The 24,795-nt window shown below is 38.4% G+C and carries 27 protein-coding genes and 1 other RNA gene; 18 read left to right on the top strand and 10 right to left on the bottom strand.

Features of this window, described 5'->3' with window-relative positions; translation table 11 throughout:
* Positions 1-219: 219 nt before the first annotated feature.
* The 3 genes from IGK77_RS13280 to IGK77_RS13270 form a co-directional block, all read right to left on the bottom strand.
* Complete coding sequence (locus IGK77_RS13280; protein ID WP_010734188.1) at positions 220-1,248, bottom strand: peptidylprolyl isomerase; 1,029 nt, start codon at positions 1,246-1,248, stop codon at positions 220-222.
* Between the two features lie 181 nt (positions 1,249-1,429).
* Positions 1,430-1,777 (bottom strand): YtxH domain-containing protein, encoded by a 348-nt coding sequence (locus IGK77_RS13275; protein WP_010734189.1) that lies wholly within the window; start codon positions 1,775-1,777, stop codon positions 1,430-1,432.
* Positions 1,770-2,204 (bottom strand): HIT family protein, encoded by a 435-nt coding sequence (locus IGK77_RS13270; RefSeq protein ID WP_071867707.1) that lies wholly within the window; start codon positions 2,202-2,204, stop codon positions 1,770-1,772. The genes IGK77_RS13275 and IGK77_RS13270 overlap by 8 nt, the downstream gene beginning before the upstream one ends.
* A gap of 135 nt (positions 2,205-2,339) precedes the next feature.
* Between IGK77_RS13270 and IGK77_RS13265 the strand changes: the two genes are divergently transcribed.
* From IGK77_RS13265 to trmB, 4 genes are all read left to right on the top strand, one after another.
* Complete coding sequence (locus IGK77_RS13265) at positions 2,340-3,077, top strand: ABC transporter ATP-binding protein (protein ID WP_010734191.1); 738 nt, start codon at positions 2,340-2,342, stop codon at positions 3,075-3,077.
* The gene (locus tag IGK77_RS13260; protein WP_074801242.1) at positions 3,070-4,281 is read left to right on the top strand and encodes an ABC transporter permease; all 1,212 of its coding nucleotides are present in this window, start codon (positions 3,070-3,072) and stop codon (positions 4,279-4,281) included. The genes IGK77_RS13265 and IGK77_RS13260 overlap by 8 nt, the downstream gene beginning before the upstream one ends.
* Before the next feature lie 363 nt (positions 4,282-4,644).
* Positions 4,645-5,424, top strand: a complete 780-nt coding sequence (locus tag IGK77_RS13255; RefSeq protein WP_071867709.1) for a phosphotransferase family protein — start codon at positions 4,645-4,647, stop codon at positions 5,422-5,424.
* Positions 5,425-5,537: 113 nt separating this feature from the next.
* Positions 5,538-6,188, top strand: coding sequence for a tRNA (guanosine(46)-N7)-methyltransferase TrmB (gene trmB, locus IGK77_RS13250; protein WP_071867710.1), 651 nt, complete (start codon positions 5,538-5,540; stop codon positions 6,186-6,188).
* A gap of 51 nt (positions 6,189-6,239) precedes the next feature.
* Here the strand turns inward: trmB and ade are convergent, their stop codons facing one another.
* Complete coding sequence (gene ade, locus IGK77_RS13245) at positions 6,240-7,979, bottom strand: adenine deaminase (RefSeq protein ID WP_074801245.1); 1,740 nt, start codon at positions 7,977-7,979, stop codon at positions 6,240-6,242.
* Positions 7,980-8,109: 130 nt separating this feature from the next.
* Between ade and comGA the strand changes: the two genes are divergently transcribed.
* From comGA to IGK77_RS13200, 9 genes are all read left to right on the top strand, one after another.
* Positions 8,110-9,036 (top strand): competence type IV pilus ATPase ComGA, encoded by a 927-nt coding sequence (gene comGA / locus IGK77_RS13240; RefSeq protein ID WP_071867712.1) that lies wholly within the window; start codon positions 8,110-8,112, stop codon positions 9,034-9,036.
* Positions 8,993-10,042, top strand: a complete 1,050-nt coding sequence (gene comGB, locus IGK77_RS13235) for a competence type IV pilus assembly protein ComGB (protein WP_071867713.1) — start codon at positions 8,993-8,995, stop codon at positions 10,040-10,042. Before comGA ends, comGB begins: the two co-directional genes overlap by 44 nt.
* The gene (comGC, locus tag IGK77_RS13230) at positions 10,039-10,320 is read left to right on the top strand and encodes a competence type IV pilus major pilin ComGC (RefSeq protein ID WP_010734198.1); all 282 of its coding nucleotides are present in this window, start codon (positions 10,039-10,041) and stop codon (positions 10,318-10,320) included. The genes comGB and comGC overlap by 4 nt, the downstream gene beginning before the upstream one ends.
* Positions 10,301-10,768, top strand: a complete 468-nt coding sequence (gene comGD, locus IGK77_RS13225) for a competence type IV pilus minor pilin ComGD (protein WP_074801253.1) — start codon at positions 10,301-10,303, stop codon at positions 10,766-10,768. The genes comGC and comGD overlap by 20 nt, the downstream gene beginning before the upstream one ends.
* Positions 10,769-10,826: 58 nt before the next feature.
* A complete protein-coding gene (locus IGK77_RS13220; protein WP_071867715.1) occupies positions 10,827-11,060 on the top strand; it encodes a hypothetical protein in 234 nt (77 codons plus the stop codon).
* The gene (comGF, locus tag IGK77_RS13215) at positions 11,044-11,469 is read left to right on the top strand and encodes a competence type IV pilus minor pilin ComGF (RefSeq protein ID WP_254905439.1); all 426 of its coding nucleotides are present in this window, start codon (positions 11,044-11,046) and stop codon (positions 11,467-11,469) included. The genes IGK77_RS13220 and comGF overlap by 17 nt, the downstream gene beginning before the upstream one ends.
* Entirely contained in the window at positions 11,441-11,794 is a 354-nt protein-coding gene (gene comGG, locus IGK77_RS13210) for a competence type IV pilus minor pilin ComGG (protein ID WP_019722632.1), read from the top strand. Before comGF ends, comGG begins: the two co-directional genes overlap by 29 nt.
* A gap of 171 nt (positions 11,795-11,965) precedes the next feature.
* Entirely contained in the window at positions 11,966-12,973 is a 1,008-nt protein-coding gene (locus IGK77_RS13205) for a class I SAM-dependent methyltransferase (protein ID WP_074801255.1), read from the top strand.
* Positions 12,974-12,997: 24 nt separating this feature from the next.
* Positions 12,998-14,179: an acetate/propionate family kinase gene (locus IGK77_RS13200; RefSeq protein WP_062806107.1), complete on the top strand. Its 1,182-nt coding sequence runs from the start codon at positions 12,998-13,000 to the stop codon at positions 14,177-14,179.
* A gap of 235 nt (positions 14,180-14,414) precedes the next feature.
* On the opposite strand, the gene IGK77_RS13195 is transcribed toward IGK77_RS13200, so the two are convergent.
* Together IGK77_RS13195 and IGK77_RS13190 are read right to left on the bottom strand one after the other, a co-directional pair.
* Positions 14,415-15,398 carry a LacI family DNA-binding transcriptional regulator gene (locus IGK77_RS13195; protein ID WP_071867717.1) on the bottom strand — a complete coding sequence of 328 codons (984 nt, stop codon included), beginning with the start codon at positions 15,396-15,398 and terminating at the stop codon, positions 14,415-14,417.
* Between the two features lie 12 nt (positions 15,399-15,410).
* Positions 15,411-16,889 carry a sucrose-6-phosphate hydrolase gene (locus IGK77_RS13190; RefSeq protein WP_074801258.1) on the bottom strand — a complete coding sequence of 493 codons (1,479 nt, stop codon included), beginning with the start codon at positions 16,887-16,889 and terminating at the stop codon, positions 15,411-15,413.
* 228 nt (positions 16,890-17,117) lie between these two features.
* Here IGK77_RS13190 and IGK77_RS13185 point away from each other — a divergent pair, with 228 nt between their 5' ends.
* Positions 17,118-19,067 carry a sucrose-specific PTS transporter subunit IIBC gene (locus IGK77_RS13185; protein ID WP_074801260.1) on the top strand — a complete coding sequence of 650 codons (1,950 nt, stop codon included), beginning with the start codon at positions 17,118-17,120 and terminating at the stop codon, positions 19,065-19,067.
* 48 nt (positions 19,068-19,115) lie between these two features.
* On the opposite strand, the gene IGK77_RS13180 is transcribed toward IGK77_RS13185, so the two are convergent.
* The 4 genes from IGK77_RS13180 to IGK77_RS13165 all read right to left on the bottom strand — a co-directional run bounded on the left by IGK77_RS13180 (position 19,116) and on the right by IGK77_RS13165 (position 21,592).
* Positions 19,116-19,589 (bottom strand): universal stress protein, encoded by a 474-nt coding sequence (locus IGK77_RS13180; protein WP_010734215.1) that lies wholly within the window; start codon positions 19,587-19,589, stop codon positions 19,116-19,118.
* A 71-nt stretch (positions 19,590-19,660) separates the two neighbouring features.
* Complete coding sequence (locus IGK77_RS13175) at positions 19,661-19,948, bottom strand: hypothetical protein (RefSeq protein ID WP_071867720.1); 288 nt, start codon at positions 19,946-19,948, stop codon at positions 19,661-19,663.
* Positions 19,949-20,039: 91 nt separating this feature from the next.
* Positions 20,040-20,234, bottom strand: a non-coding RNA gene (gene ssrS / locus IGK77_RS13170) — 6S RNA.
* A gap of 77 nt (positions 20,235-20,311) precedes the next feature.
* The gene (locus IGK77_RS13165; protein WP_074801263.1) at positions 20,312-21,592 is read right to left on the bottom strand and encodes a replication-associated recombination protein A; all 1,281 of its coding nucleotides are present in this window, start codon (positions 21,590-21,592) and stop codon (positions 20,312-20,314) included.
* A 206-nt stretch (positions 21,593-21,798) separates the two neighbouring features.
* Here IGK77_RS13165 and IGK77_RS13160 point away from each other — a divergent pair, with 206 nt between their 5' ends.
* Genes IGK77_RS13160 through IGK77_RS13145 form a run of 4 tightly spaced genes read left to right on the top strand, consistent with a single transcriptional unit; the run spans position 21,799 to position 24,646 of the window.
* Positions 21,799-22,467: a DNA-3-methyladenine glycosylase gene (locus IGK77_RS13160; RefSeq protein WP_438713217.1), complete on the top strand. Its 669-nt coding sequence runs from the start codon at positions 21,799-21,801 to the stop codon at positions 22,465-22,467.
* Complete coding sequence (locus IGK77_RS13155; RefSeq protein ID WP_019723447.1) at positions 22,436-22,924, top strand: DUF3013 family protein; 489 nt, start codon at positions 22,436-22,438, stop codon at positions 22,922-22,924. Before IGK77_RS13160 ends, IGK77_RS13155 begins: the two co-directional genes overlap by 32 nt.
* Before the next feature lie 12 nt (positions 22,925-22,936).
* The gene (gene prmA, locus IGK77_RS13150) at positions 22,937-23,884 is read left to right on the top strand and encodes a 50S ribosomal protein L11 methyltransferase (protein ID WP_074801270.1); all 948 of its coding nucleotides are present in this window, start codon (positions 22,937-22,939) and stop codon (positions 23,882-23,884) included.
* The gene (locus tag IGK77_RS13145) at positions 23,885-24,646 is read left to right on the top strand and encodes a 16S rRNA (uracil(1498)-N(3))-methyltransferase (protein WP_071867723.1); all 762 of its coding nucleotides are present in this window, start codon (positions 23,885-23,887) and stop codon (positions 24,644-24,646) included. It begins immediately after the preceding gene.
* The last annotated feature ends 149 nt before the right edge of the window (positions 24,647-24,795 follow it).

Genomic DNA, 24,795 nt, shown 5'->3' with positions numbered 1-24,795 from the left:
TTGTTCCCGCCGTTTATTCGCTTTTAGGTGGTTCTAAAGGACTTTTTCCCCAAACATTTTTTTATGAACCCAAAGAATTTTTTACTTTCCGTTAGCAGAGATGGATAATGAGAACTGATCGTATTCAAAAAAGTGGTTTAGGAAGACTTCTCTCTTCCTAAACCACTTTTTAAATATTTTCTCTAGCGTGTATTTTTAATGTCTAGAAGCGTATAGTGCTTATTCGTTTGTTGATTCAGTCGTGCTTTGCTCTGTTTCAGATGCTTCAGTAGAATCAGTTGATTTTGTTTCAGAACTCTTTGTTTCTGAGCTTTCTGTTGCTGAGTCTTCAGTTGAAGATGTACTTGTCGTAGCTGAAGTAAATGGTGTCAAGATGTTTTGGAATGCGTCATCTTTGATTTTTACATTCGCTTCTTTTAGTTCTTCACCGATTACTTTTGTTGTAAATTCGCTGTCATTTACTTTTGCTTGAGTCGCAATTTCTTCTAATTGATCTTTGAATTTATCCATGTCGTTTCCTTTATCTTGGTTTTTCACCATTTTAACGACATAGTATTCTGTTGCGTAAGTAGAAGGATTTGTTGCAGTGATCACATCTGAGATCTCACCATCTTTAAGTTTGAAGGCAGCTTCTTTTACTTCAGATGGAACAGTTTGTGTTTCTGAGTCAAACTTGATATTACCACCATCGTCTTTAGTTGTATCTGTTGATTTTTCTTTCGCTAGTTCTTCGAAATCTTTGCCGTCATCAGCTGATTTCTTAACTTCTTTTGCTTCGTCTTCACTAGCAACTTTGATGATTTGTGCTTCTACTTCTGGATGGAATGTTTCCCACGTTTTCTTCAAGTCTTCATCTGTCAATTTCACATGAGATTCGATCCCAGCTTTAAAGACAAGATTATTACGAAGGAATTCTTTATAGCTTTCTTCTGTAAATCCTGCAGATTCTAATTGTGTCTCGAAGCTGTCACCATAAGTTTCTTTTGTTTTATTATATTCAGCATCTACTTCTTTATCTGAAACTTTGTCATTGTATTTGCTATTGAATACATCATAGATCACCATTTGTTGAAGTAATTGTTGGTTAGCGGATTCAGATTTTGCTTTTTCATAAAAATCAGCGACGGTGATTGTGCCGCCTTTCATGGTTACGATATCCTTGTTTGTATCCCCGCCACCAGAACAAGCTGCTAGTGTTAGAATAGCTAACGCACTTGTCGCAGCTAAAATTATTTTTTTCTTTTTCATTTAAGTTTTGCACTCCTGTAATTTATTATTGGTTTTCACAAATATTACTATACCATATCTATTAGCGAATAAAAACGTTCTGACTGATAGTTTCAAACAAAATTCAAATTTTTGTCACATTCCATACATCTAGGTACATGAAAAAGACATATAGTTATCAAAAGTGCTTGATTTTTGATCATTATTGCACGTCTGTCAAGCTTTCAGGTAAATGTGCCGAAAGTTTTTCTACTTGTTCTTGGATTTGTGTAACTCGTGGTTCTGCTTGGAATTTGAAATTTTCAAGGTCTTTTTCGATTGATTCTTGAAAAGGTGGAATAACAGTTTCAGCTGTTTTTTTTGTTTCAGATAACGCGTGTTTAAAATGATTTAAACTGTTATTTAATTCGTTGGTTAATTCAGTTGCTTCATCTAATTCTGCAATCAATTTCTCTCTGGTCTCATTTCCACTACGTGGTGCAAATAATAATCCTGCTGCTGCACCGGTAACAGCACCGAATACTAATCCTTTTAGAAAATTTTTAACCATGAAACGTCACCTGCTCTTTGATTTTTTCTTGGATAGCAGTCATTTCTTCCGTTGTATAATCTGCTTGATGGTTTCCAAAGTGAATGGAGAAGTCATCTTGTTTACTATAACGCGGAATTAAATGGATATGGGAATGAAAAACGGTTTGATAGGCTAGTTCTCGATTATTATTGATAATATTTAAACCTTCCATTTCCGGGAATGCTTTTTCGATGGAACGAGCAATTTTTGGGATACGGGCAAAGACATCACTGGCTAATTCCTCGTTGTAATCAAAGATATCAGTTACGTGTTCTTTAGGAATGATCAATGTGTGTCCTTTAGTTGATTGAGAGATATCTAAGAACGCATAGATTTTCTCGTCTTCATAGATTTTATAGCTAGGGATTTCTTGATTGATGATTTTACAAAAAATACAATTGTCCATATAAAAACACCTTTCTTTTATTCAAGTTTCGTTACCTCAACTTTAACATAAGTTCATGAGAATGCACGTAAAAAATAATTGGACGTGATTTGCTTCGTGGTATAATGAAGACAATATATTAACGGAGGAAGAAATATGAGTTTAAAAATCGAACATGTTACAGGTGGCTATGGTCATTTACCTGTTTTGAAAGATATCAGTTTTAACGTACAACCTGGAGAAATGGTTGGGTTGATTGGTTTGAATGGAGCAGGAAAAAGTACAACGATCAAGCATATTATCGGTTTGCTTGAACCAACGAAAGGAAAAATCGAAATCAATCAGTTATCTCTTAAAAAGGATGTAGAAAATTATCGTAAACAAATTGGTTATATTCCAGAAACTCCTTCATTATATGAAGAACTTACTTTAAAAGAACACATTGAGGTAACGGCGATGGCTTATAACATTCCAATGGATATCGCGATGAAACGGGCAGAAAAATTGTTACACACGTTTCGTTTGTCTAATCGTTTAGAGTGGTTTCCAGCGAATTTTTCAAAAGGGATGAAACAAAAAGTCATGATTTTGTGTGCTTTTTTGATTGAGCCATCTTTGTATATCATTGACGAGCCTTTTTTGGGACTTGATCCATTAGCCATCAATGCTTTGTTGGAATTAATGGTTGAGATGAAAAATGAGGGGTCTGGTATTTTGATGTCTACGCATATTTTAGCCACTGCTGAAAAATATTGTGACCGTTTTGTTGTTCTTCATGAAGGAGAAATCAGAGCAGATGGCACGTTAGCAGAGTTGCAAACTGCTTTTAGAATGCCGGAAGCATCCCTAGATGAAATCTACATCGCATTGACGAAGGAGCAAGGTTATGAATGATTTTTTTCAAAAAAGACTAGCAAAACATCATAAAAAAATGATGAAATATTTACGCTATGTATTCAACGACCATTTTGTACTAGTCTGTTTATTTTTGATTGGGGGTCTAGGCCTTTATTATTCTAACTGGCTAAAAACACTCGAGGCTCCTTTTTCGATTGGAGGTATCATCGTCTCATTGATTTGGATGATTTGCTTGATCGTTGGAAAAATCGCGACTTTTGCGGAGCCAGCAGATTTAGTTTTTCTTTTACCGAAAGAAAAAGAAATGAAAGGCTATTTGCAACGAGCTTTTCGTTATTCTTGTATTTTTCCTATGGTTTTTCTAGGATTAGTGTGTGGATTTGCGATGCCGTTAGTTGTGGTTTCAACGCAACAACCATTTTCGCTGTTTTTTGTTTATCTACTTATACTATGGAGTTTGAAGTCTAGTCATTTACAAGTGAAGCGAGCAGATTTTTATCGTATGGAAGAAACGCGTAAAAACTTGTTTAAGTATGGTTGGTGGGTCTCGTCATTTGGTATCTTACTTCTCTCTTTTTATGGGAATATTTGGTTGGGCTTGATTCTTTCATCTATTCAAGCTGGGATCTATTATGTGTTCTTATGGAAAAAAATGTTCGCTCATTTAGACTGGGAAAAAATGATCCAATTAGAAAAACAACGTTTGCACCAAATCTATCAGTTCATTAATTTGTTTACAGATGTGCCAGAGATCACCGCAAAAGTCAAAAGGCGCCGTTATCTTGATCCGGTGTTACAAGGAATCAAGAAAGAAACGAAAAACACGTATCTTTATTTATTTGCTCGTCGCTTTGCTAGAGGATCAGACTTTATTGGCTTGTACGTACGTTTAACAGTGATTGGCTCGATCATTATCGCCGGAATCAACGATCTATACTTTACTTTAGGCATTGGATCATTATTTCTATATTTGATTGGCTTTCAATTATTACCTTTATATAGTCAGTTTCGCTATATGATCTTGGTCCAATTGTATCCTATCCAAGAGAGTCAAAAAAGTGGAGCACTCCAACGTCTTTTGACGTGGTTATTGACTTTTGTTGCTGTTTTATTTGGAGTGATCGCTGCTGTTGTTCTTGATGGGAATGAAAGATGGCTACCTATCTTGGTCTATCTTGTTGTCAACGGACTCTTAATCAAATGGTACGTGCCATCTCGGATCAAGAAGATTGCGGAGTAGCATTTGAAAAGTAAGTGGCTTGACTAGAAAAAGGAATCTTCTTGGCTCGGAATTCAGAAGTAACGTTTGAAGTGAGCTGAGAACCCTCACTTTTTTATGAGAAATAAATAGGAATTCTTGTAGGAAAGTTCGAAATCACTTTATGTTTTTTCGAACTTTCCTCTTTTTTTCCATGGACAAAAAAGAGTGTGCTAAACCTCATGAATAAGAAGAAATCACTAGGGACTTTTTTTATTTTGATAAAAGTTGGTTTTTTAGAGGGTAAAACATAGAAAAAGAACGTATATGTGCTTGACGTTCAAGACTTGGGCGACTAGAATAATAGATACTGCAAACATATAGTAGAGGACGGGAGAATGCGCGATGGAGTTTCAGTTAGACCAAGAGTGGCGGTTACGCCCCATCAAAGGTGACACAGGAAAAACATACATAGGCATGCGTGATAAAGACAAAGTTTTTATCAAGAGGAACACAACGCCAATGCTCGCTGCACTCTCTCGTGAAGGCATTACGCCGAAATTAGTGTGGACTAAGCGAACAGGAGATGGCGATACCTTGACCGCACAAGAATGGCTGGAAGGTCGCTTGTTGACGCCTAGTGAGATTGGCCAAAGAAATGATGTCATTGATGTACTGTACCATCTACATCATTCGACGTCTTTAAAAACAATGCTTTCTCGAATTGGTGGGAGGGTATTGACACCCCAGAAAATGCTGCAATATTATGAACAAGATTTGCCTGATAGCCTAAAAAACAATCAATTTTTACAACTCGTTTATCGCTATTTGTGCCAACAAATTCCTTCAGTGGACAAGGAAAAACTAGCGGTCGTGCATGGAGATGTCAATCATCGGAATTGGTTAGTCTGTAAAAATTATTTATATTTAGTTGATTGGGATTCAATCATGTTCGCTGATCCAGCGGTAGATATTGCGACTATTTTAGGGAATTACGTGCCATTGTCTAGTTGGAATAAGTGGTTGATCAGCTACGGTATCCGACCAACAGATGAAATTTTAGAAAAATTACATTGGTATGCGGTGATGAACCTATTACAAGAAATCACACGCTACTGCAAACGTGAAGATTATCGACGAATGAATGAAGAGATTTTACAACTTAAACGAATTTTTAGTGGTTAAGCTCGGCTATTCAGTTGATTTTTTTATTTTTAGGGTAATACCAATAGCAATTTATAATAAATTCAGTGAAATACAAGGAACAATCTTTTGTAGGAATAGAGAGGAAGAAAAAGATGCGTGTTCGCAACCGACCAAATGCAGCAGAGATGTTAGCTGCTCATCCAGAAATCGTCATCAACGAGCCAACAAAATGGCGCGGAAAATGGAAAGAATTATTTGGTAATGATCAACCAATCCATATTGAGATCGGCATGGGAAAAGGACAGTTTATTACTGGGATGGCCAAAGCTCATCCAGAAATCAATTATATCGGGATTGAAATGCAAGTAAGTGTCGTGTCCATTGCTTTAGACAAAGTATTGGAGGAACCATTACCTAATTTAAGATTATTGCACGTGGACGGTTCCGCTTTGACTGAGTACTTTTCAGAGAATGAGATCGATCAGATTTATTTGAATTTTTCAGATCCATGGCCTAAAAAGAGACATGAGAAACGACGATTGACGTATCGTACATTTTTAGCTGTCGATGAAGAGATCTTAAAACCAAATGGTGAAATTCATTTCAAAACAGATAATCAAGGATTATTTGAATATTCGTTGGCTAGTTTTTCACAATACGGAATGCGGTTAAAAAAAGTCTGGCTTGATCTACATCAAAGTGACTTTGAGGACAATATCATGACAGAATATGAAGAGAAGTTTTCTTCTCGAGGACAACGGATCTATCGTGTAGAAGCGCAGTTTGTGGACAAAACCGAATAGAAAAAAGAAGAGAGTAGGAACTGTAAGTTCTTGTCTCTTCTTTTTTGTTTTTTAGTCTTTTTGGTCACAGACGGGAATCAAGGCAAATTTTGAAAAAGAGAAGAGTCCCATATCGGTGATTTTCAATTCAGGAATAACTGATAATGTTAAAAATGAAAGTGTCAAGAAAGGATCGAATGCTTCACTTGCGCCTAACTGATGCGCTTGGTCAGTCAAGTTCAGTAATTGCTGATTAACTGTTTCATAAGGTTCGAGTGACATCAAACCGCCAATAGGTAATGGTAAACAAGCTAATTCAGTTTGTTGATCTACAACAATCATCCCACCACCTTTTTTGATTAATTGTTCAGCAGCGTAGCACATATCTTCATCATTTGTTCCTACAACGACGATATTATGTGAATCGTGAGCCACAGTAGTAGCTAAGGCTCCCCTTTTTAGTTGGAACCCTTTGACAATTCCTAGACCAATATTTCCTGTAGCATGATGTCGTTCGATGACAGCAATCTTTAGTTGATCATCTGCCACTGAAGGAGTGAAAGAACCATTATCGACTTGAACTTGCTCCAATAAATCGTTTGTCAACAAACTATTTGGAATGATCTCGATGACATGAGCGGTTGTTGAATCTAAAGCCAATGTCAATGAGTTTGGATCAAATGGTGCAACTGCCATTTTGGGTAACGCGTCAATCGCTGGCTGATTTTTTATTTCTGTAAGATCAGGAGCCAACTGTCCATCTGCCACAACCGTTTCTCCTTGATGGAACACGGTATTGATCGGCAACTTGTTCAAGTCATCTGTTAAGAAAAAGTCTGCCTGATAGCCTGGCGCAACTGCCCCTAAATGTTGTAAACCAAAACATTCTGCCGCATTCAATGAAGCCATCTGGATGGCTTGTAGTGGATCCATTCCCGCCAAGATTGCTTGACGAACGATATGATCAATTGAACCCTCTGCTACAAGATCATCGATCAATTTATCATCGGTCACGAATAAACAGCGACGTGAATTGTCAGGTGTGATAGCAGGTAAGAGTGCCTGTAGATCTTTTGCGACGGTTCCTTCTCGAACCATCAAATACATTCCTAGCGCTAAACGCTCCTCCGCTTCTTGGGCGGTCGTTGCTTCGTGGTCTGTACGAATGCCAGCAGTTAAATAAACGTTTAAGTCGTCCCCGTTGATTCCTGCGGCGTGGCCATCGATTTTTTTGTTCTTTTGATGCATCAGCTGTAATTTATCGATAATCGTTTGCTCATTTGAAGCGACTGCCTGATAGTTCATTACTTCAGCTAGACCAAGTACTTCAGGATACTCAAGAAAAGGAGCAAGTGCTTTTGCATCTAAGACAGCGCCACTTGTTTCAAATGGTGTGACAGGCACACAAGAAGGTAGCATGATGAATATATTCATCGGCGTCTCTTTTGCATCTGCCAGCATAAATTCAAGGCCCAAATTTCCGGCGACATTTCCGATTTCGTGAGGATCAGTTACTACTGTCGTCACACCATGTAATAGAGAGATTTTCGCAAACTCTTTAGGTGCTAACAGAGAACTTTCGATATGCACATGACCATCGATCAGACCAGGAACTAAATACTGTCCTTTTGCATCATAGATCGTCGTACCTTCGTATTCCCCAATACCTACGATTCTTCCGTCGCAGACAGCGACATCACCCTCCATGATTGTTTTCGTAAAGACGTTGACAATTTTTGCATGTTTGATAACTAAATCAGCGGGTTGTTTTTTTCCTGCAACTGCAATGTGTTTGTTTAAGTGCGAATCCACTCTGAAACCTCCCCAAATAAATTTTTACTAGTATAACATAAATTCGGATTTAACCCATGATTTTCATTAAATTTTGTAAAAATAAACGATTCATCTTAAAAAGACGTATATTTTCTTGGAGGGCAGAGAAATGAAGATAAAAGATTTAGCTAATGAGATCATTTGTGGAGGAGCTAAAAATAAAGTGCAAGATATCTATATTTTGCCATATGTAGAAGATTTTAAGGTTTATTTTCGTAAAGGTAAAAAACGAACATTCCAAAAATCGCTCTCCCTTGAGATTGGCCAACAATTGATCGCTAGTTTTAAGTACCTAGGACAAATGGATATCGGTGAAAGAAGAAAAGCACAACTAGGCTCACTGACTTATTTAGTGGATCAACGAAAGATAAGGCTAAGACTCTCATCAGTAGGTGATTATTTACAAAGAGAGAGCTTGGTTATCCGGATACTCTATGCGTTGAGGGAGAAAAGTTTTCGCTGTTTTGTCCCCAAAGACTTGCAAGTTATTGAGCGGAGTACGAACAACCGTGGATTATTTTTGTTTAGTGGGCCGGTCGGCTCTGGTAAAACGTCATTGATGTATCACCTTGCTCGTAGGAATGAAGAACAAGTAATCACGATCGAAGACCCAGTAGAAATTGAGGAGCCATTGTTTTTACAGTTACAAGTCAATGAAAAAATTGACCAGACTTATGATCAGCTATTAAAACTAGCCTTACGTCATCGTCCTGATTTATTGATTGTCGGTGAAATCAGAGATAAAAAGACAGCAGATGCAGCAATTCGAGCAGCATTGACGGGCCATCGTGTATTTGCTACGGTCCATGCACGAGATCTCAAGGGAACCTTGGCAAGGATGAAGGAACTAACGAACAACGATGGATTTGACGAATGTTTGTCCGGCATTGTCTATCAAGAGTTGCTGCCTGATTTCAATGAACAACCAACGGCATTGTGGTCTTATTGTTTTTCTGACAATGAAATCGAAAGAAAAGAATGGAGAGCTAGTTATGAAGAGGCACAAAAAAATGTTTGGCAATCCTATCCATTTTAAACCTATGGATCATACGCAACAAGCTCGTTTTATCCAAACGATCGGTGAATTACTCTTGAATGGCTTTAGTTTACAGCAAGCGATTGATTTATTGGAATTGCTTCGACTGATACCACAAGTTTATGTCCATTTCGCCAAAAGAAATCTTCAAGCTGGCGAATCTTTTCATTTTGTTCTTCAGCAATTGGGGTTTAAGCAAGAGCAACTCGTACAGGTGGAACTGGCAGAAGTCCATGGAAATTTAGTCGAAACTTTAAAGGGCATCGCTGAACAATTTCGATTGATTGAACAATTTCGGAAAGAATTAAAAAAGGTCATCAGCTATCCACTGGTATTGCTGGTCTTTTTAGTCGGCATTTTAGTTAGTCTACGTGAGTTCGTCTTGCCTCAATTGATTCAGTCCGATATGGTCACCACGACACATTGGGGGATTCGACTGCTTCAATCAAGTCATTGGCTATTCTTAGGTGCCTTTGGTAGTAGTATTTTTTGTGGTTCAGTGATTTTTTTCCGCTTGAAAAAGTGGGAAGTTGTCAAAAGAAGTGAGTGGATCAGTAAGCAATGGATGATTGGAAAGATCTATCGTTCCTATCAATCAGCTTATCTAGCGTTAGAAATAGGCAAACTATTTTATGAAGGCCTCGACTTGAAACAAATTATTCGCTGTTTGAAAGAAACTAAAGAAGGAAGTTTGGTCCAGTCTTTAGCGTATCAATTAATGGAAGGGCTCGAACTAGGTATTCCTTTAGCGCAACAATTTGAGCAATACCGTTTTTTGACGACCGAGTTTAGTCAAATCGTACTACAAGGAGAAGCTAAAGGGAATTTAGGCAAAGAATTGTTGTTTTACAGTGATCTGACACGTAAAGAATTTTTTCAAAAGATCCATCGTTGGTTGCACTGGGTCCAACCAGTCCTTTTCTTAGGGATTGCTGTATTGATTTTACTGATTTATGCGGCTATCTTGTTGCCAGTATATGGAAATATTGAGGAGGTCCTAATATGAAGAATAGAAAAAGAATGGCTCGTCTAAAAGGTTTTACACTGATTGAAATGTTGATTGTCTTACTCGTCATTAGTGCGTTGGTTTTACTATTTATCCCAAATATTTCTCGTTATCGTGATCATGTCAATAAGGAAGGTCGTGAAGCAGTCATGCAACTGATTGATGCTCAAAGTGAACTTTACGCATTACAAAACGACGGGAAAATTCCAAGTATTGATGAGCTGTTACGAGAAGGATATATCAAACAGGAACATGCCGATGCGTATCGCAAGAACTAACAAATACCTCACCGAAGCTTACACTTTAGCAGAAACAATCATGGTCTTGATTGTCTCCCTTGCTTTTTTTATCTTTCCTGTTCTCTCATTCCATTCTTTAGAAAAAGAACAATCGATCCATCGTTTTTTTGATCAGTTGGAAAAAAGGATCGATCTCGTACAACAAAGTGCGATTATCCATCAACAAGCTACTCGTTTTTATTATGAACCAAAGCGCCATAGTCTTTTATTTGAGGTGCCTCCTTACTCATCAATGGAGTGGCAAGAGTTGCCGATCCCTGAAGCTTTGACCATCCAACGTCATGCACCGATTACTTATGCAGCGAAGACAGGGAACGAAAGCTCGTTGAAGGCATATGAATTTTATTGGCCAGAAAAGAAACAAAGAATCATTTACCAATTCCAACTAGGAGGTGGTCGTTATATCAAAAGAATCCAATATAGCTAGCTTTGTATTGCTTGAATCGCTAACCGCGCTAATGATCACAGCCATGAGTATTTATATTATGAGTTCTGGTAATTTATTCTTGGTCCAACAAGAACAAACCAAAGACCGAGAAATTCTTCTGTTGAGGACATTGTACGAAGATGTGAGAAACTATCGTAGGTATGGAGAGTTGCCGACAAGACCAGCGGAGTGGGAGCAGGGAACTACAGTAATCGATACGCAAAGTCAGCAAATAAAGAAAGTTTCAATCAGTGATGGAAATGAAGTGATCGTCATTGAACGGAAAAAATAAAGTATCTGCTTTTACAATGATTGAATGTTTGATTGCGTTACTTATTCTAAATACGATTCTTTTATCATTTGGTCTCTTCATTCGACAAAGCGAAAAGATGAATACATTTTTTCAAAAAGACGAACAAACAGAATGGTTGATTTTCTTAGCTCAATTCGAAAACGAACTTGCTTCAAGTCAACGTATTTCGATCATTGAGAATCGCTTATATTATCAAAACGAGAAAACGTTCGTCATAGAAGGCTATCAGCAAATGATCAGAAAACGTGGAACTACTGGTGGTCATCAGCCTATGCTGACAGGTGTTACGCGTGTCCAATTCAAAGAAGAAGATCAAGTGATTTTACTGCATGTCGAATTTATGAATGGAGATAACAAGTATGGTATTTGGACAAAGCAAAAAACATAAGCGTTTAAAAGGGAATGTGTTGTTTTCGACCTTGGCACTTTTTCTATTGTGTATATTCTTCATGCAAGGCTTACTTGAAAGTTATCGTCTGAAAATAGACAGTTATTTACGCATCAAAAAATATTACCAAGCAAAGATCATCAAGCAAATGTTTATGATGGAATCCAATCAGTTGGAAGAGCAAGGCAAAGGGGAGTATGATTACAATGTAGGCACGGTCCAGTATACAGTCAAACAGGACCTAGTGGAGTTAGTAATAACTGTTTCACCTTTCCGATTTGAATTTACAGAGCGAGTCATTGATACAGATAATACTACAGATTAAGAGGTTCCAAAGCAATAACCGTTCTTTTCTGTAATACAGCTGTTTTGAAGGTGTTGAATGTTCGCTATTTCACAAAGAAAAAGGATGAAAACGATTGAAATTTTAGCGATTGTTCGTTAGAATTAAACAGGTAAAATAATTGTTATAATATATCTAGAAATGAGGCGCACGATGTTACCAGAAAAAATGGAACAAGGGTTTGAGCAAAACCTGGAAGCTATTCAGCTTTTACAAAACGCATTGGGAACTTCTTTTTTAGAAGCTTATGTTGAAAATGCCGAAAATTTAAGAGACAACTATCAAGTACGTGTAGTAGATGGTGTACCAAATGAAAAGACAACCCAACAGATCTCAGAGCTTTATCAAAAACTGAGTGAATTATCATTTGAACCGGAAGAGTGGCGTCGTTTATCGCAGTTACTTTTGTTAAAGGGAAGTCAAACCGAGCACTTACAAGCAAACCATCAATTGACACCAGATAGTATTGGTTTCTTGTTTGTTTTCTTGATTGAACAACTATTTCCTGATCATAAAGAAAAAATCGGTGTCTTGGATATTTCAGCAGGAATGGGCAATTTGTTATTAACAGTTCTTTTAAACCTAAACATTGCTGGATACCATACAGAAGGTTTTGGTGTGGATATCGATGATACACTACTGTCTGTTGCGGCTTCTACAAGTGAGTTGACGCAAGCGAGTGTTCAATACTTTCACCAAGATGGATTACAAGACTTATTGATCGAACCAGTTGATGTCGCGATCAGTGACTTGCCAATCGGATTTTATCCGAATGATCAAAAAGCGCAAGACTTTTTGACAAGCGCGACAGAAGGTCACAGTTATGCTCATCATCTTTTATTGGAACAGGCAATGAAATTCGTCAAGCCAGATGGTTTCGGTTTGTTCTTGATGCCAAGCAATTTCTTGGAGACAGAGCAAAGCGAGTACATTAAAAAATGGTTTAAAGAAGAAGGCTATCTTCAAGGTATGATCCAATTGCCGGATGAGTTGTTCCGAAATAAGCAATCACAAAAAAGTATTTTGATTTTACAGAAAAAAGGCGAACAAGCAAAACAAACCAAAGAAGTACTGCTTGTTAAACTTGATTCACTAAAAGAACCAGAGAAGGTGACGAAGTTTTTTAACGAATTTAAAAACTGGAAATCAGCTTCCTTATAACTATTTACCAAAAAGGAGAGTAACATGTCAAAAACAATTGCAATCAATGCTGGAAGTTCAAGTTTAAAATGGCAGTTATACCAAATGCCAGAAGAAACTGTAGTTGCTAAAGGAATCGTTGAAAGAATTGGATTAAATGATTCAATTTTTACAATCAAGTATGGTGAAGGCCAAAAATTTGAACAAATCTTAGATATTGATGATCATGAAGTTGCTGTAAAAATGTTATTGGATCAATTGATCGAATTAAATATTTTAGGCGCATATGATGAAATCACAGGTGTCGGACATCGTGTCGTTCACGGTGGAGAAACTTATGGTGACTCTGTAGTCATCGATGAAGAAGTAATGGCACGCATCCAAGAATTAGCAGAATTTGCACCATTGCATAATCCTGCCAACTTAATGGGAATCAAAGCATTTAAGAAAATTTTGCCAGATATCCAAAGTGTAGCTGTCTTTGATACGTCTTTCCATGCGACTATGCCGAAACACAATTACTTGTACAGCTTACCAATCGCTTACTACGAAGATTTTAAAGTGAGAAAATATGGGTTCCACGGAACAAGTCACCGTTATGTTTCTGAACGTGCGGCAGACATGTTAGGTAAGCCGATCGAAGACTTAAAAATCATTACTTGTCATTTAGGAAATGGTGCTTCGATTACTGCTGTTGACGGTGGTAAATCTGTTGATACATCAATGGGCTTCACGCCATTAGCTGGTGTAACGATGGGTACTCGTTCTGGTGATATCGATCCAGCGATCTTACCTTATCTAATGGAAAAATTATCGATCGATATCAATGAAATGGTTGATATCTTAAACAAAAAATCTGGTCTTTTAGGGTTAACAAATCTATCTAGTGATATGCGTGACCTTGAAAACAATTACGATAAAGAAGAGATCCGTTTGGCTTATGATGTATTTGTTGACCGTATCCGTAAATATATCGGTGGCTATGTAACAACAATGAACGGCGTTGACGCAATCGTATTTACTGCGGGTATCGGAGAAAACGATGGTCATGTGCGTAACGAAGTGATCAAAGGTATGACATGGTTTGGTTGTGAGATCGATCCAGAATTGAACAAATTACGTGGTGAAGAGTTAGACATCTCAACAAAAGACTCAAAAGTCAAAGTATTAGTCATCCCAACAGATGAAGAATTAATGATTGCACGTGATGTAGAACGCTTGCGTTAAGTTGCTTCAAATAAAGAAGTAATGGATGTTTGTCCGCGTGATTTGGATGACGCTAAGAAATTAGCCGGATTAATATAAAGTTTCTATAAAAAGAGAGTTGGACATTGTCCAGCTCTTTTTGGTTTTTTGCCTGACTTAAATCAGCTGAACGAAGCTAGAAGCAACGCCTAAGAAAAGTATATCTTCTAGTAATAGGAAAATAGAAGATATACTTTCATTCAAATCGCTGATTGTTTCATGTCGTGCTTCCTTGAATCAATTTCACTGGTAACACATAGTTGGATTCAAGTGGTTTCTCTGGATCCTGGATCCGTTGGAGCATTAGGTCGACTAAGATGTCAGCAATATCTGTAATTGGTTGTGCGATGGTCGAGAGCTGTGGGAAATAATTTTGAATCATTTTTGTTCCATCATACCCGATGATTTTTATTTCTTCAGGAATTTTAATATGCAACTCTTGACAGAGATTATAGGCTAAAATAGCAGTTAAATCGTCTGTACAAAATAAAGCATCAATTGTTTCCATTTCTAAAATCCGTTTGATCTCTAAATTTTTTAAAGCAGTTGAGCGGGCAGTAGAATGAAAATGAAACACGTGCGGCTCTAACTGGAATTCTTCCATAAATGCCAAATATCCATTCAATCGTTGATTGGTCGGTGAATTTGATTCTTGGGAGCCAGTTAAGATGGCAATGTTTCTGGCACCTTTTAAATAAAGGTTTTCGGTAGCTAAGTATCCACCACGTAAATTGTCACTACTGATAATTGGAATGCCTTCGGCTAAATAGCGGTCGAAGGAGACAATGGGTAGTTCAATATTTTCGTATTCTTGGATACCCAGATTATGTGCTCCAGCAAGGATACCATCTACTTTGTTTGCAGCTAGCATGTTGAGGTAGTTTCGTTCTTTTTCTTTATTGTTTGCACTATCGCATAATATTGAACGGTATCCTAAATCAAATAGTTTACTTTCTAATTGTTCGACTAATTCACCAAAGAAAGGGTTGGCAACTGTAGGAAAAATCAAGCCAATCAATTGGGTGTTTTTTCCTTGAAGAGAACGAGCCAATGAATTGGGTTGATAATTTAATTCTTTCATTGCTTGATTTACTTTATCGATTGTTTTTTGGCTCAATGAGCCGTAGTTATTGATGACACGTGATACAGTGGTTGGTGAGACTCCAGCCTTTTTGGCTACATCGGTTAATTTAACAACCATTTAACTTACCCTCTATTCATTCATTTTACGTAACTTCCAAAGCGTTCCTGAGAAGGCATGGTCACATTCGATCAAGAGTGTGGTCTGTTCGCTTGAAGGGAAAATTCGGGCAGTAGCCGTTTGTTTACCGTCATTGATAAAGATTTCGACTACAGAAATATCAACAAAGATTTGTAAAGACAAAGGTTCTTGTGAAATTGTAAATTCTCTTGTGACACCATAATCTTCTGCAAATACTTCTCCTGATAAGCTACGATCTATTTTCATTTTACCATGCCTGCGATCGAAAGAGAGGATCAATCCGTTATTTCCCATGGGATCACTACATAAATGAATTTTTCCACTTTGATTTTCTTTAAACTCTAAGTTGATTTCGTAGCGATTTTGCTCGGTATTTATCTGTGAGACTGATTGATTCAAAGAACATGGCGGATCAATCCGTAATTGACTCATTTCTTTTACAGGACGTTGATGGAGTGTCCCATTTTCGATCGTCAACTCTTTGACGATACTTAGACAATGAGCCCAGCCAAATGGATCAGTCGGATAACTGATTTCAGGCAACCCGATCCAACTAACTGCTAAGGCACGACCATCAGGAGCGTTGAATGCTTGAGTAGCATAAAGATCAAAGCCTTCGTCAAGATTTCTAAGGGTTGAAGGTTGGGTAAGTTGATTCGTTTCGATGTTATAGGCTTCTCCGATGATGTAAGCATTCGGGTATATATTTTGATACTCCAGATTAGACTGTTCTAAGCCTTGTGGACAAAAAAGCAATAGCGCTTTTCCGTCGATGAATACTAAGTTAGGACACTCGATCATAAATCCCATCGATTGTTGCGTAAATTGTAAAGGACCTGCGTAAGACCAAGTGTCTAGATCGGAACTACGGTAAACTAAAATTTCTCCTTGTTTATTTTGATTTTGTGCACCCAACAATAACAAATATTCGTCTTTATAAAAAATCACTTGAGGATCTCGAAATTCTTGTGTATAGCCGTAAGGTGGCTTAGAAATCAGTGGGGTGGTTAATTTTGATAGTTCGCCATTAGGTTGCATCCATGCACCCAACTGATACGAAGTGCGTGTCCAATTTTCATCACGGACATTGCCTGTATAGGCCAAAAATAATTTGTCATTAACCGGAAGTGCTGAACCGGAATAGACGCCATGACTATCATATGATGTGCTGGGCAGAAGTTTCAATCCTTCCTCTTGCCAATCGACTAAATTCTTAGAAGTCAAGTGGTACCAAGATTTTAACCCATGAACAGTGCCCATCGGATAAGCTTGGTAAAATAAGTGCCATTTGCCGTTGAAAAAAGAAAAACCATTTGGGTCGTTCAACAAACCAGAAGGTGGTTGAATGTGGTAATCCAAACGCCAAGGAGAATGAGCTACTTGTTCCTTTAACAGTGTTTGATACTCTTGAGGCCACGCCTGATAAGCTTGATAACGTAGTTGACGTGTCCATTTAAAATTATTATTCATAAGTACGACTCCTTGTAAACGTATTCTATTATAGAATAGCTCGAACCAACATTAATGTCAAACGTATATCATTATTGTTATTTGTATTATTTTATTACTGGTTATTTAATTTAAAAGATAAGCTTTATTTTTGATAAACGTTTGACAATTGTGAAGTGTCGTGGCATACTCAAGCTAGGATAACGGTTACAAAAAATTGATGTTTAGATTATATAGGGGGGACAAAAAGTGGATTATAAAAAAGTGGCAAAAGAAATCAATGACGCACTAGGGGAAAATAATATCCAAGCTGCCGCACATTGTGCAACTCGTTTGCGTTTAGTATTAAAAGATCAAGCGAAAGTGAATCAAAAGGCACTAGATGCCATTGATGAAGTAAAAGGAACCTTTGAAGCAAACCATCAATTCCAAATCATTATAGGCGCAGGTGATGTGAATAACGTTTACGACGAACTTATACAGCTGACCGGTACAAAAGAAGCATCGACTGACGATTTGAAAGCGGTAGCACAATCAGGGAAGAAACAGAATCCTTTTATGTCCTTGATCAAAGTACTGTCTGATATATTCGTACCAATTGTTCCTGCTTTAGTCGCAGGTGGGTTATTGATGGCAATCAATAATGTTTTGACCGCACAAGATCTATTCGGACCACAATCAGTGATTGAGATGTATCCTAATTTAAAAGATGTGACTAGCATTATTAATTTACTGGCTTCTGCTCCATTTGCATTTCTCCCGATCCTAGTAGGTTTTTCAGCAACGCGAAGATTTGGTGGCAATCCTTATCTAGGAGCAGCAATGGCAATGGCGATGGTGATGCCGGAGCTGGTCAATGGGTACAGCGTAGCAAATGCTGTGGCAGAAGGAACAATGCCTTATTGGAATATTTTTGGGTTAAACATTGCTCAAGCAGGTTACCAAGGATCGGTCTTACCAGTTTTAGCTGTTTCATGGATTTTGGCGAATTTAGAGAAATTCTTCCATAAACGTTTACTTAATGCATTTGATTATACATTTACACCGATGTTAGCCATTATCATTACAAGTTTTTTGACATTCGTTGTGGTTGGTCCAGTGATGCAAGCAGTCGGAGACAGCTTAACAGCAGGGTTGAGTTGGTTGTATCAAACAACTGGAGCAATCGGATTAGGGATTTTTGGTTTGTTCTATTCACCAATCGTGATCACTGGTCTTCATCAAAGTTTTCCAGCAATTGAAACATCTTTATTGGCTGATGTGGCTCGAACGGGAGGAACATTTATTTTCCCAGTTGCTTCAATGGCAAACGTTGGACAGGGTGCAGCAACACTTGCCATCATGTTATTGACTAAAAATACAAAGCAAAAAAGTTTAGCAACTTCTGCTAGCATCTCTGCTTTACTAGGAATTACAGAGCCAGCAATTTTTGGTGTCAATCTAAAATTAAAGTTTCCATTTATTTGTGGAATGATTGCTGCCGGGATCTCCTCCATGTTCATCGGTTTTTTCCATGTACTTGCTATTGCTTTAGGTCCCGCCAGCGTCATCGGCTTTATTTCAATTACGCCTAATCAGATTCCTTTTTTCATGATAGGTATCCTGATCAGTTTACTCGTTGGTTTCACTACAACATATCTTTATGGAAAAAAACACGCATACCTACTTGCTAGTGAAGAACCGGAAACAGCAGATGTACCGAGTGTTGCAAAAGAGGAGGAACGTGTGATAGAAGAAGTGATCGTCGCTCCTGTTTCTGGTAAACTGATATCACTGCAGACAGTGGAAGATCCTGTATTTTCTAAAGAGATGATGGGGAAAGGAATAGCAATCAGACCAACGGAAGGACTTTTATTTGCTCCAGCCGATGGTGAACTGACTGTTGTTTATGAATCGAAACATGCCTATGGGTTGAAAACAGATGCTGGTGGAGAAATTTTGATCCATATAGGTATTGATACAGTTGAATTAAATGGTCAAGGGTTTTCGACAGAATTTCAGGTAGGAGATAAGGTAAAGAAAGGCCAGCTGTTGGGAAGATTTGATCAGCAAAAGCTCAAGCAGGCCGGTTATGATGATACGGTAATGGTGATTATTACCAATTCTTTGTCGTATGAATCAATTACTCCTGTTACAGAAGGCACAGTAGATAGCAAAGAAAGATTGCTCATGCTACGTTCAAAGACAGAATCTAACTAATAAAAAGCATTGAGAAATAAAAATTTCTCAATGCTTTTTATGAAATAATCACTTATCTTCTTTTTTTGGTAATTGATTTTCTAAGTTTGTACGTACGACTAGAACATCACATGCTGCATTGCGAATAACGTATTCTGAAACAGAACCGATAAATAGACGTTCGACTGCGTTGAGTCCAGTTGCACCTAAAAGGATCAAGTCCACTTCATGGTCTTCAGGGATTTCTTTAGCAATGATATGCTTTGGAGAACCGTATTCTACCACAGTTGTCACTTGATGTAATCCAGCTTTTTTAGCTTTCATCTCATAATCGGCTAGTGTTTGCTTGGCCATTTCTGTTGCTTGTTCTGCCAACATGCCATCAAAGGATGAAACAGTTTGGAAAGATCGTGTGTCAATGACATGAGCTAATAAAAGCTCGCTGTTATTTCTTAAAGCAACGTTTACTGCTTTTTTAAACGCTAATTCGGCTTCTTCAGAACCGTCGACCGCAACCATGATTTTTCTATATTGTTGTAACATCAGCATTCACTCCTTCAAAAAAGATACTTGGTTTACAATTCTATTGTAAAGCAAATTCAAAGAAATGAGAATTATTTACTGTCAGGTTTCGTCATTTTTTTGGCAAAACCGATGCTGAAGACAGAGGCAACAACGATTACGATGACTAAATAAAGTAATGCAAAAAACCGATGATTGATTGCTACGACAACGAGTCCTAGAAGTCCTAAAAACGCGTAGATCGAACCGAAAATACTTAGAAAATCTTGATTCTTTTTATTCTGTTCGATAAGAACGAAAAAAATCGTTTGTTTTTTAAATAAGTAATAACTGACAAATAATAGCAATAAGGCGGCAATCGCCATCAATAAACGAATCATTGTATCCACTCCTACTTTTTCTAAAACCAATCATACCATAAAAGAGGCAGCACCGATAAATCGGTACTGCCTCTTAATAGGTAAAAAAATGGTAATCTCCGTTAATGCCGTTGTTTGTCCTGTAGTATTGATCCCGCGAATTCAAGCAGGTGGGTCCCATGGTCGTCGCATCGAACTACCAAATGATAAGGCATGTTACCAGCTGTGACACAAGACAGGTCCCAAGATATCAATAAAAATGTTCGGTCAACACACAAAGAGGACAATTCGAACATCACAGATTTCCCACTTCTATAGTAGCACATGGATTTAAAAAGAGCAATGTGGGCGCTTAATAATTTTGAACGCTTTCAATGACGGTAGTTATTGTGTTTTTTTCTGCCATTCTTTAATACGCTGATATTGCTGTCCTAAGGCTTGTTCGTACTTCCCAGTATTTTTAGGTTGATAATACTGTGTATGTTTCAGTTTATCAGGTAGATATTGTTGATCGACCCAAGCATTTTCGTAGCTATGAGGATATTGATAGTCTACACCTCGATTCAATGACTTGGCACCTTGATAATGGCTATCTTTTAAGTGATCAGGAACTTCGCCCGCTTTTCCTGCTCTTATGTCTGCAATGGCTGTATCTAATGCGGTATAGGCAGAATTGGATTTGGGTGAAAGGCAAAGATCGACGACTGCATCAGCTAAAGGGATACGTCCTTCTGGTAAACCTAAACGTTCGGCAGCTAGCACAGCGTTGACTGTTCGAGCCGCAGCAGCAGGGTTGCCTAACCCAATATCTTCGTAACCGATCACCATCAAGCGACGACAAATACTTGCTAAATCCCCAGCTTCGACTAAACGTGCCAAGTAGTGTAATGCAGCATCCACGTCGCTCCCACGAATGGATTTTTGAAAGGCGGAGATCACATCATAGTGAGCATCCCCATTTTTATCATGCGTCAATGCTTTTCGCTGGATACACTCTTCAACAATAGCAAGGGTGAGATGAATTGTGCCGTCTTCTTGCTTTTTAGTGGAACGTACAGCAAGTTCCAAGCCATTAAGTGCGCTTCTCAAATCGCCGTTAGTGGCGCGAGATAAATGAAGCAAGGCATTTTCATCTATTTTGATGGATGATTCTCCTAAGCCATTTTCTTTATCGGACAATGCACGATAAATGGCTAATTGGATATCTTCTTCGTCTAAAGGTTTTACCTCAAAGATCTGTGTCCGACTACGGATTGCTGGATTAATAGTGATATAAGGATTTTCAGTGGTTGCCCCAATCAAGATGATACGACCGTTTTCTAAATGCGGAAGTAAAAAATCTTGCTTTGTTTTATCTAATCGATGGACTTCATCAAGTAAAAGAATCACAGTACCGCTCATTCTAGCTTCTTCGGCGACAACTTGTAGATCTTTTTTAGAATCAGTCGCGGCATTCAACATCCGAAAGGCAAAATTAGTTGAGCCAGCAATGGCACTAGCGATACTTGTCTTTCCTGTGCCGGGTGGTCCATATAAAATCATGGAAGATAACATTTCTGCATCAACCATACGGCGAATGATCTTACCTTCACCAACTAAATGGCGTTGGCCAACGACTTCATCGATATTTTTCGGACGCATCCGATAGGCTAATGGTTGTTGCATCAGTCTGCCTCCTTTGGATTATTCGTTCGTTTATTATAACATATCTCATAGGATAAAGGGGCGCAAAAGGCGGAGGAATCGTCAGAATAGGGCGAGAAGCTAGAAATAGGTTTCTCTAGCTCAGCAATGGCAATCGCTAACTTTCTGACCCGCTTTTTTCATAGCTTCTTTGCCTAATATTGTGTATGATAAAGGTGGTGAAGCAAATGACAAATCAAAAACAATTAGATGAACTTTTATTAAATAAAACAACGGCAAAAGTTGCAAAAGATTTACTAGGAATGTATCTGGAATATGAAACACCAAATGGGCGCTTAGGTGGCTATATCGTAGATGCAGAAGCTTACCTAGGTCCGGAAGATCTGGCTGCTCACAGTTATGGTATGCGGCGTACGCCTCGAGTGCGTGCAATGTATGAAGAACCAGGAACAATCTATCTCTACACGATGCACACCCACTTGATTTTAAATATCATCACACAACCTGAAGGAGTACCACAAGGGGTGATGATCCGTGCCATTGAGCCGGTTGAAGGGATTGAGAAAATGAGCCTGAATCGCAAAGGCAAGGCGGGTCCTGATATTAGTAATGGTCCGGGGAAATTAGTGGCAGCCTTAGATCTATCACCAGATTTATATGGACAATCGATTCGGGATAGCTCGTTGCGTTTGGTTTTTGAGAAAAAACGGCTACCAAAAAAAATATTGGCGTTGCCTAGAATCGGTATACCGAATAAAGGAGAATGGACGGAAAAACCATTGCGTTTTGTCGTTGCTGGAAATCCGTATCTTTCATTACAAAAAAAGAACCAAGTCGATGAAGACTGGGGTTGGAGGAAACAAAATGAAGAAAACAACAATATTGGATTACCTTGATACAGCCATTGAAAAGAAGATCACAGACTATGATGTGGCGTTAGATTGGGACACAAAAAACCATACGATTGAGATCGTGGTACGTTTATTTGCAGAAAATCAGGCACATTTTGAATTAGATGATGCCCAAGGTGTTGTCTCGGAAGAAGAAATCATTGAATTTGAAGATGGTGTCTTATTATTCAACCCAGAAAAATCTACATTTGATGAGCAAGATTATCTGGCAGTGATCCCTTATGAAGGAAAGAAAGGGTTAGCGAGTTCTGTAGCCGATGCACTGATTGACTACTTGAATGATGTATTAGCACAAGGTCAAAGTGATCTTTTAGATTTTTTAGATGCAGAAGACGAAACAGCTGTCTTTGAATTGAAATGGGACAACCATGTGTTCACACGTTTAGTCGAAGAAAAACAACAAAATGAAAAAGATGTATATCTACCCTATCCCAGCTATTAAGGAGCAACGTATATGAAATGGAATGAAGTCAAAATCGAAACGGCGAGTGAAGCGGTTGAAGCAGTCGCAAATATTTTAATGGAAGCAGGAGCGAGTGGTGTCGCGATCGAAGATTCATTGGACGTCGAAAATTTTAAATCTGATCCTTATGGAGAAATCCTGACAAAAGAAGATTTTACAACGATTGAAGAGGGGGCCATCGTGATGGCTTATTTCCCTGAAACGGTCTTTTTACCAGAAATTTTACCTTTTATCAAAGAACGTGTGACAAAATTACCCGAATTTGGATTAGCGATCGGTAAGAACATTGTGACGGTGAGTGAGGTCGAAGAGAGCAATTGGGCAACGGCTTGGAAAAAATATTATCATCCAGTTCGGATCACACGTCTACTAACTGTCGTACCAAGTTGGGAAAGTTACCAAACGAATGATCCATTAGAAAAAATCATTACATTAGATCCAGGGATGGCGTTTGGAACAGGTACGCATCCAACGACTTCTTTGACATTACAAGCACTGGAGTCGACCTTGCGAGGTGGAGAAACGGTTTTAGATGTCGGTACTGGTTCCGGAGTGTTGAGTATTGCGGCGAAGCATTTAGGGGCAAAAGAAGTCTATGCGTATGATCTCGATGAAGTGGCTGTGCGTTCAGCAAAAGAAAATATGGATCTAAATGAAGTAGCCAAAGATGTGCATGTGTCGGCCAATGACCTATTAAAAGGTATTGAGATCGAGAGTGATGTGATCGTAGCTAATATTTTGGCTGATATCATTTTGTTGATGATCCCTGATGCGTGGCGTTTACTAAAACAAACTGGGACGTTGATCGTTTCTGGAATCATTGAAGAGAAGAAAGAAATGGTTCTCGCAGCGATGGAAGAACAAGGTTTTGTTGTCGATCAAGTGTTCCAACAAAAAGATTGGTATGCCATTATGCTAAAAAAACCTGAGGTGGATTAAATGCAACGATATTTTCTAGATGAACCTTATCGACCACAAGAACGTTTTGTAATAGAAGGTGAAGCCTATCACCATATGGTAAGAGTCATGCGAATGGCAGTGAAAGATCAGGTCTATTTAGCATTTAACGACCAAATCGCGATCATTGCAGAAATCAATGAAATGAACGAGAATGAAGTTTTCTTAGTCGAAGTGGCGAAAGAAAGTGTTCAAAAAGAATTACCCTGCAAGATCACGATTGCTAGCGGATATCCTAAAGGGGATAAGTTGGATTGGATCGTACAAAAAGGGACAGAGCTAGGCGCTCACGGGTTTGTGGGATTTCCTGCTGCGGCTTCTGTCGTCAAATGGGATGCCAAAAAACGCAAAAAGCGACAAGAACGATTGGTCAAGATTGCACAGGAAGCGGCGGAACAGTCGCATCGCCAAGTCGTCCCGCAAGTATCTTTAATGGAGACAGAAAAGGAATTTTATGAGACGCTCAGTTCGTATGATGTCCTTCTGATTGCATATGAAGAATCAGCAAAACAAGGGGAAGCCGCTAATTTAGCCAAAATACTTCAATCTGTTTTACCAGGTACTCGGATCCTTGCAGTGTTTGGCCCAGAAGGCGGATTATCTCCACAAGAAGTCGCTCATTTTGAATCACAAGGTGGCATTCTTTGTGGTCTTGGTCCAAGAATCCTACGAACAGAAACTGCACCATTGTATTTGCTAAGTGCCGCCAGTTTTCAGCTTGAATTACAAGCACCTAGCAAGTAATAGGTGAGTGAATCGTTAGGGATAACGATTCTCTCCAAAACAAATGAATGACTTTTTCTGTTTTCTTGATCCCTCAAAGTGAAGGGGGCATTTTTCCTTTTGTACGGAATTGAAAATCATTGACACAATCGGTATAATAAGAACAATTA

Origin of the sequence: Enterococcus sp. DIV0806c, assembly GCF_051710905.1 — a bacterium.
GTDB classification, from domain to species: domain Bacteria; phylum Bacillota; class Bacilli; order Lactobacillales; family Enterococcaceae; genus Enterococcus_B; species Enterococcus_B mundtii.
The sequence above is the reverse complement of the archived record's forward strand: the minus strand, read 5'-3'. Positions and strand labels throughout refer to the sequence as shown.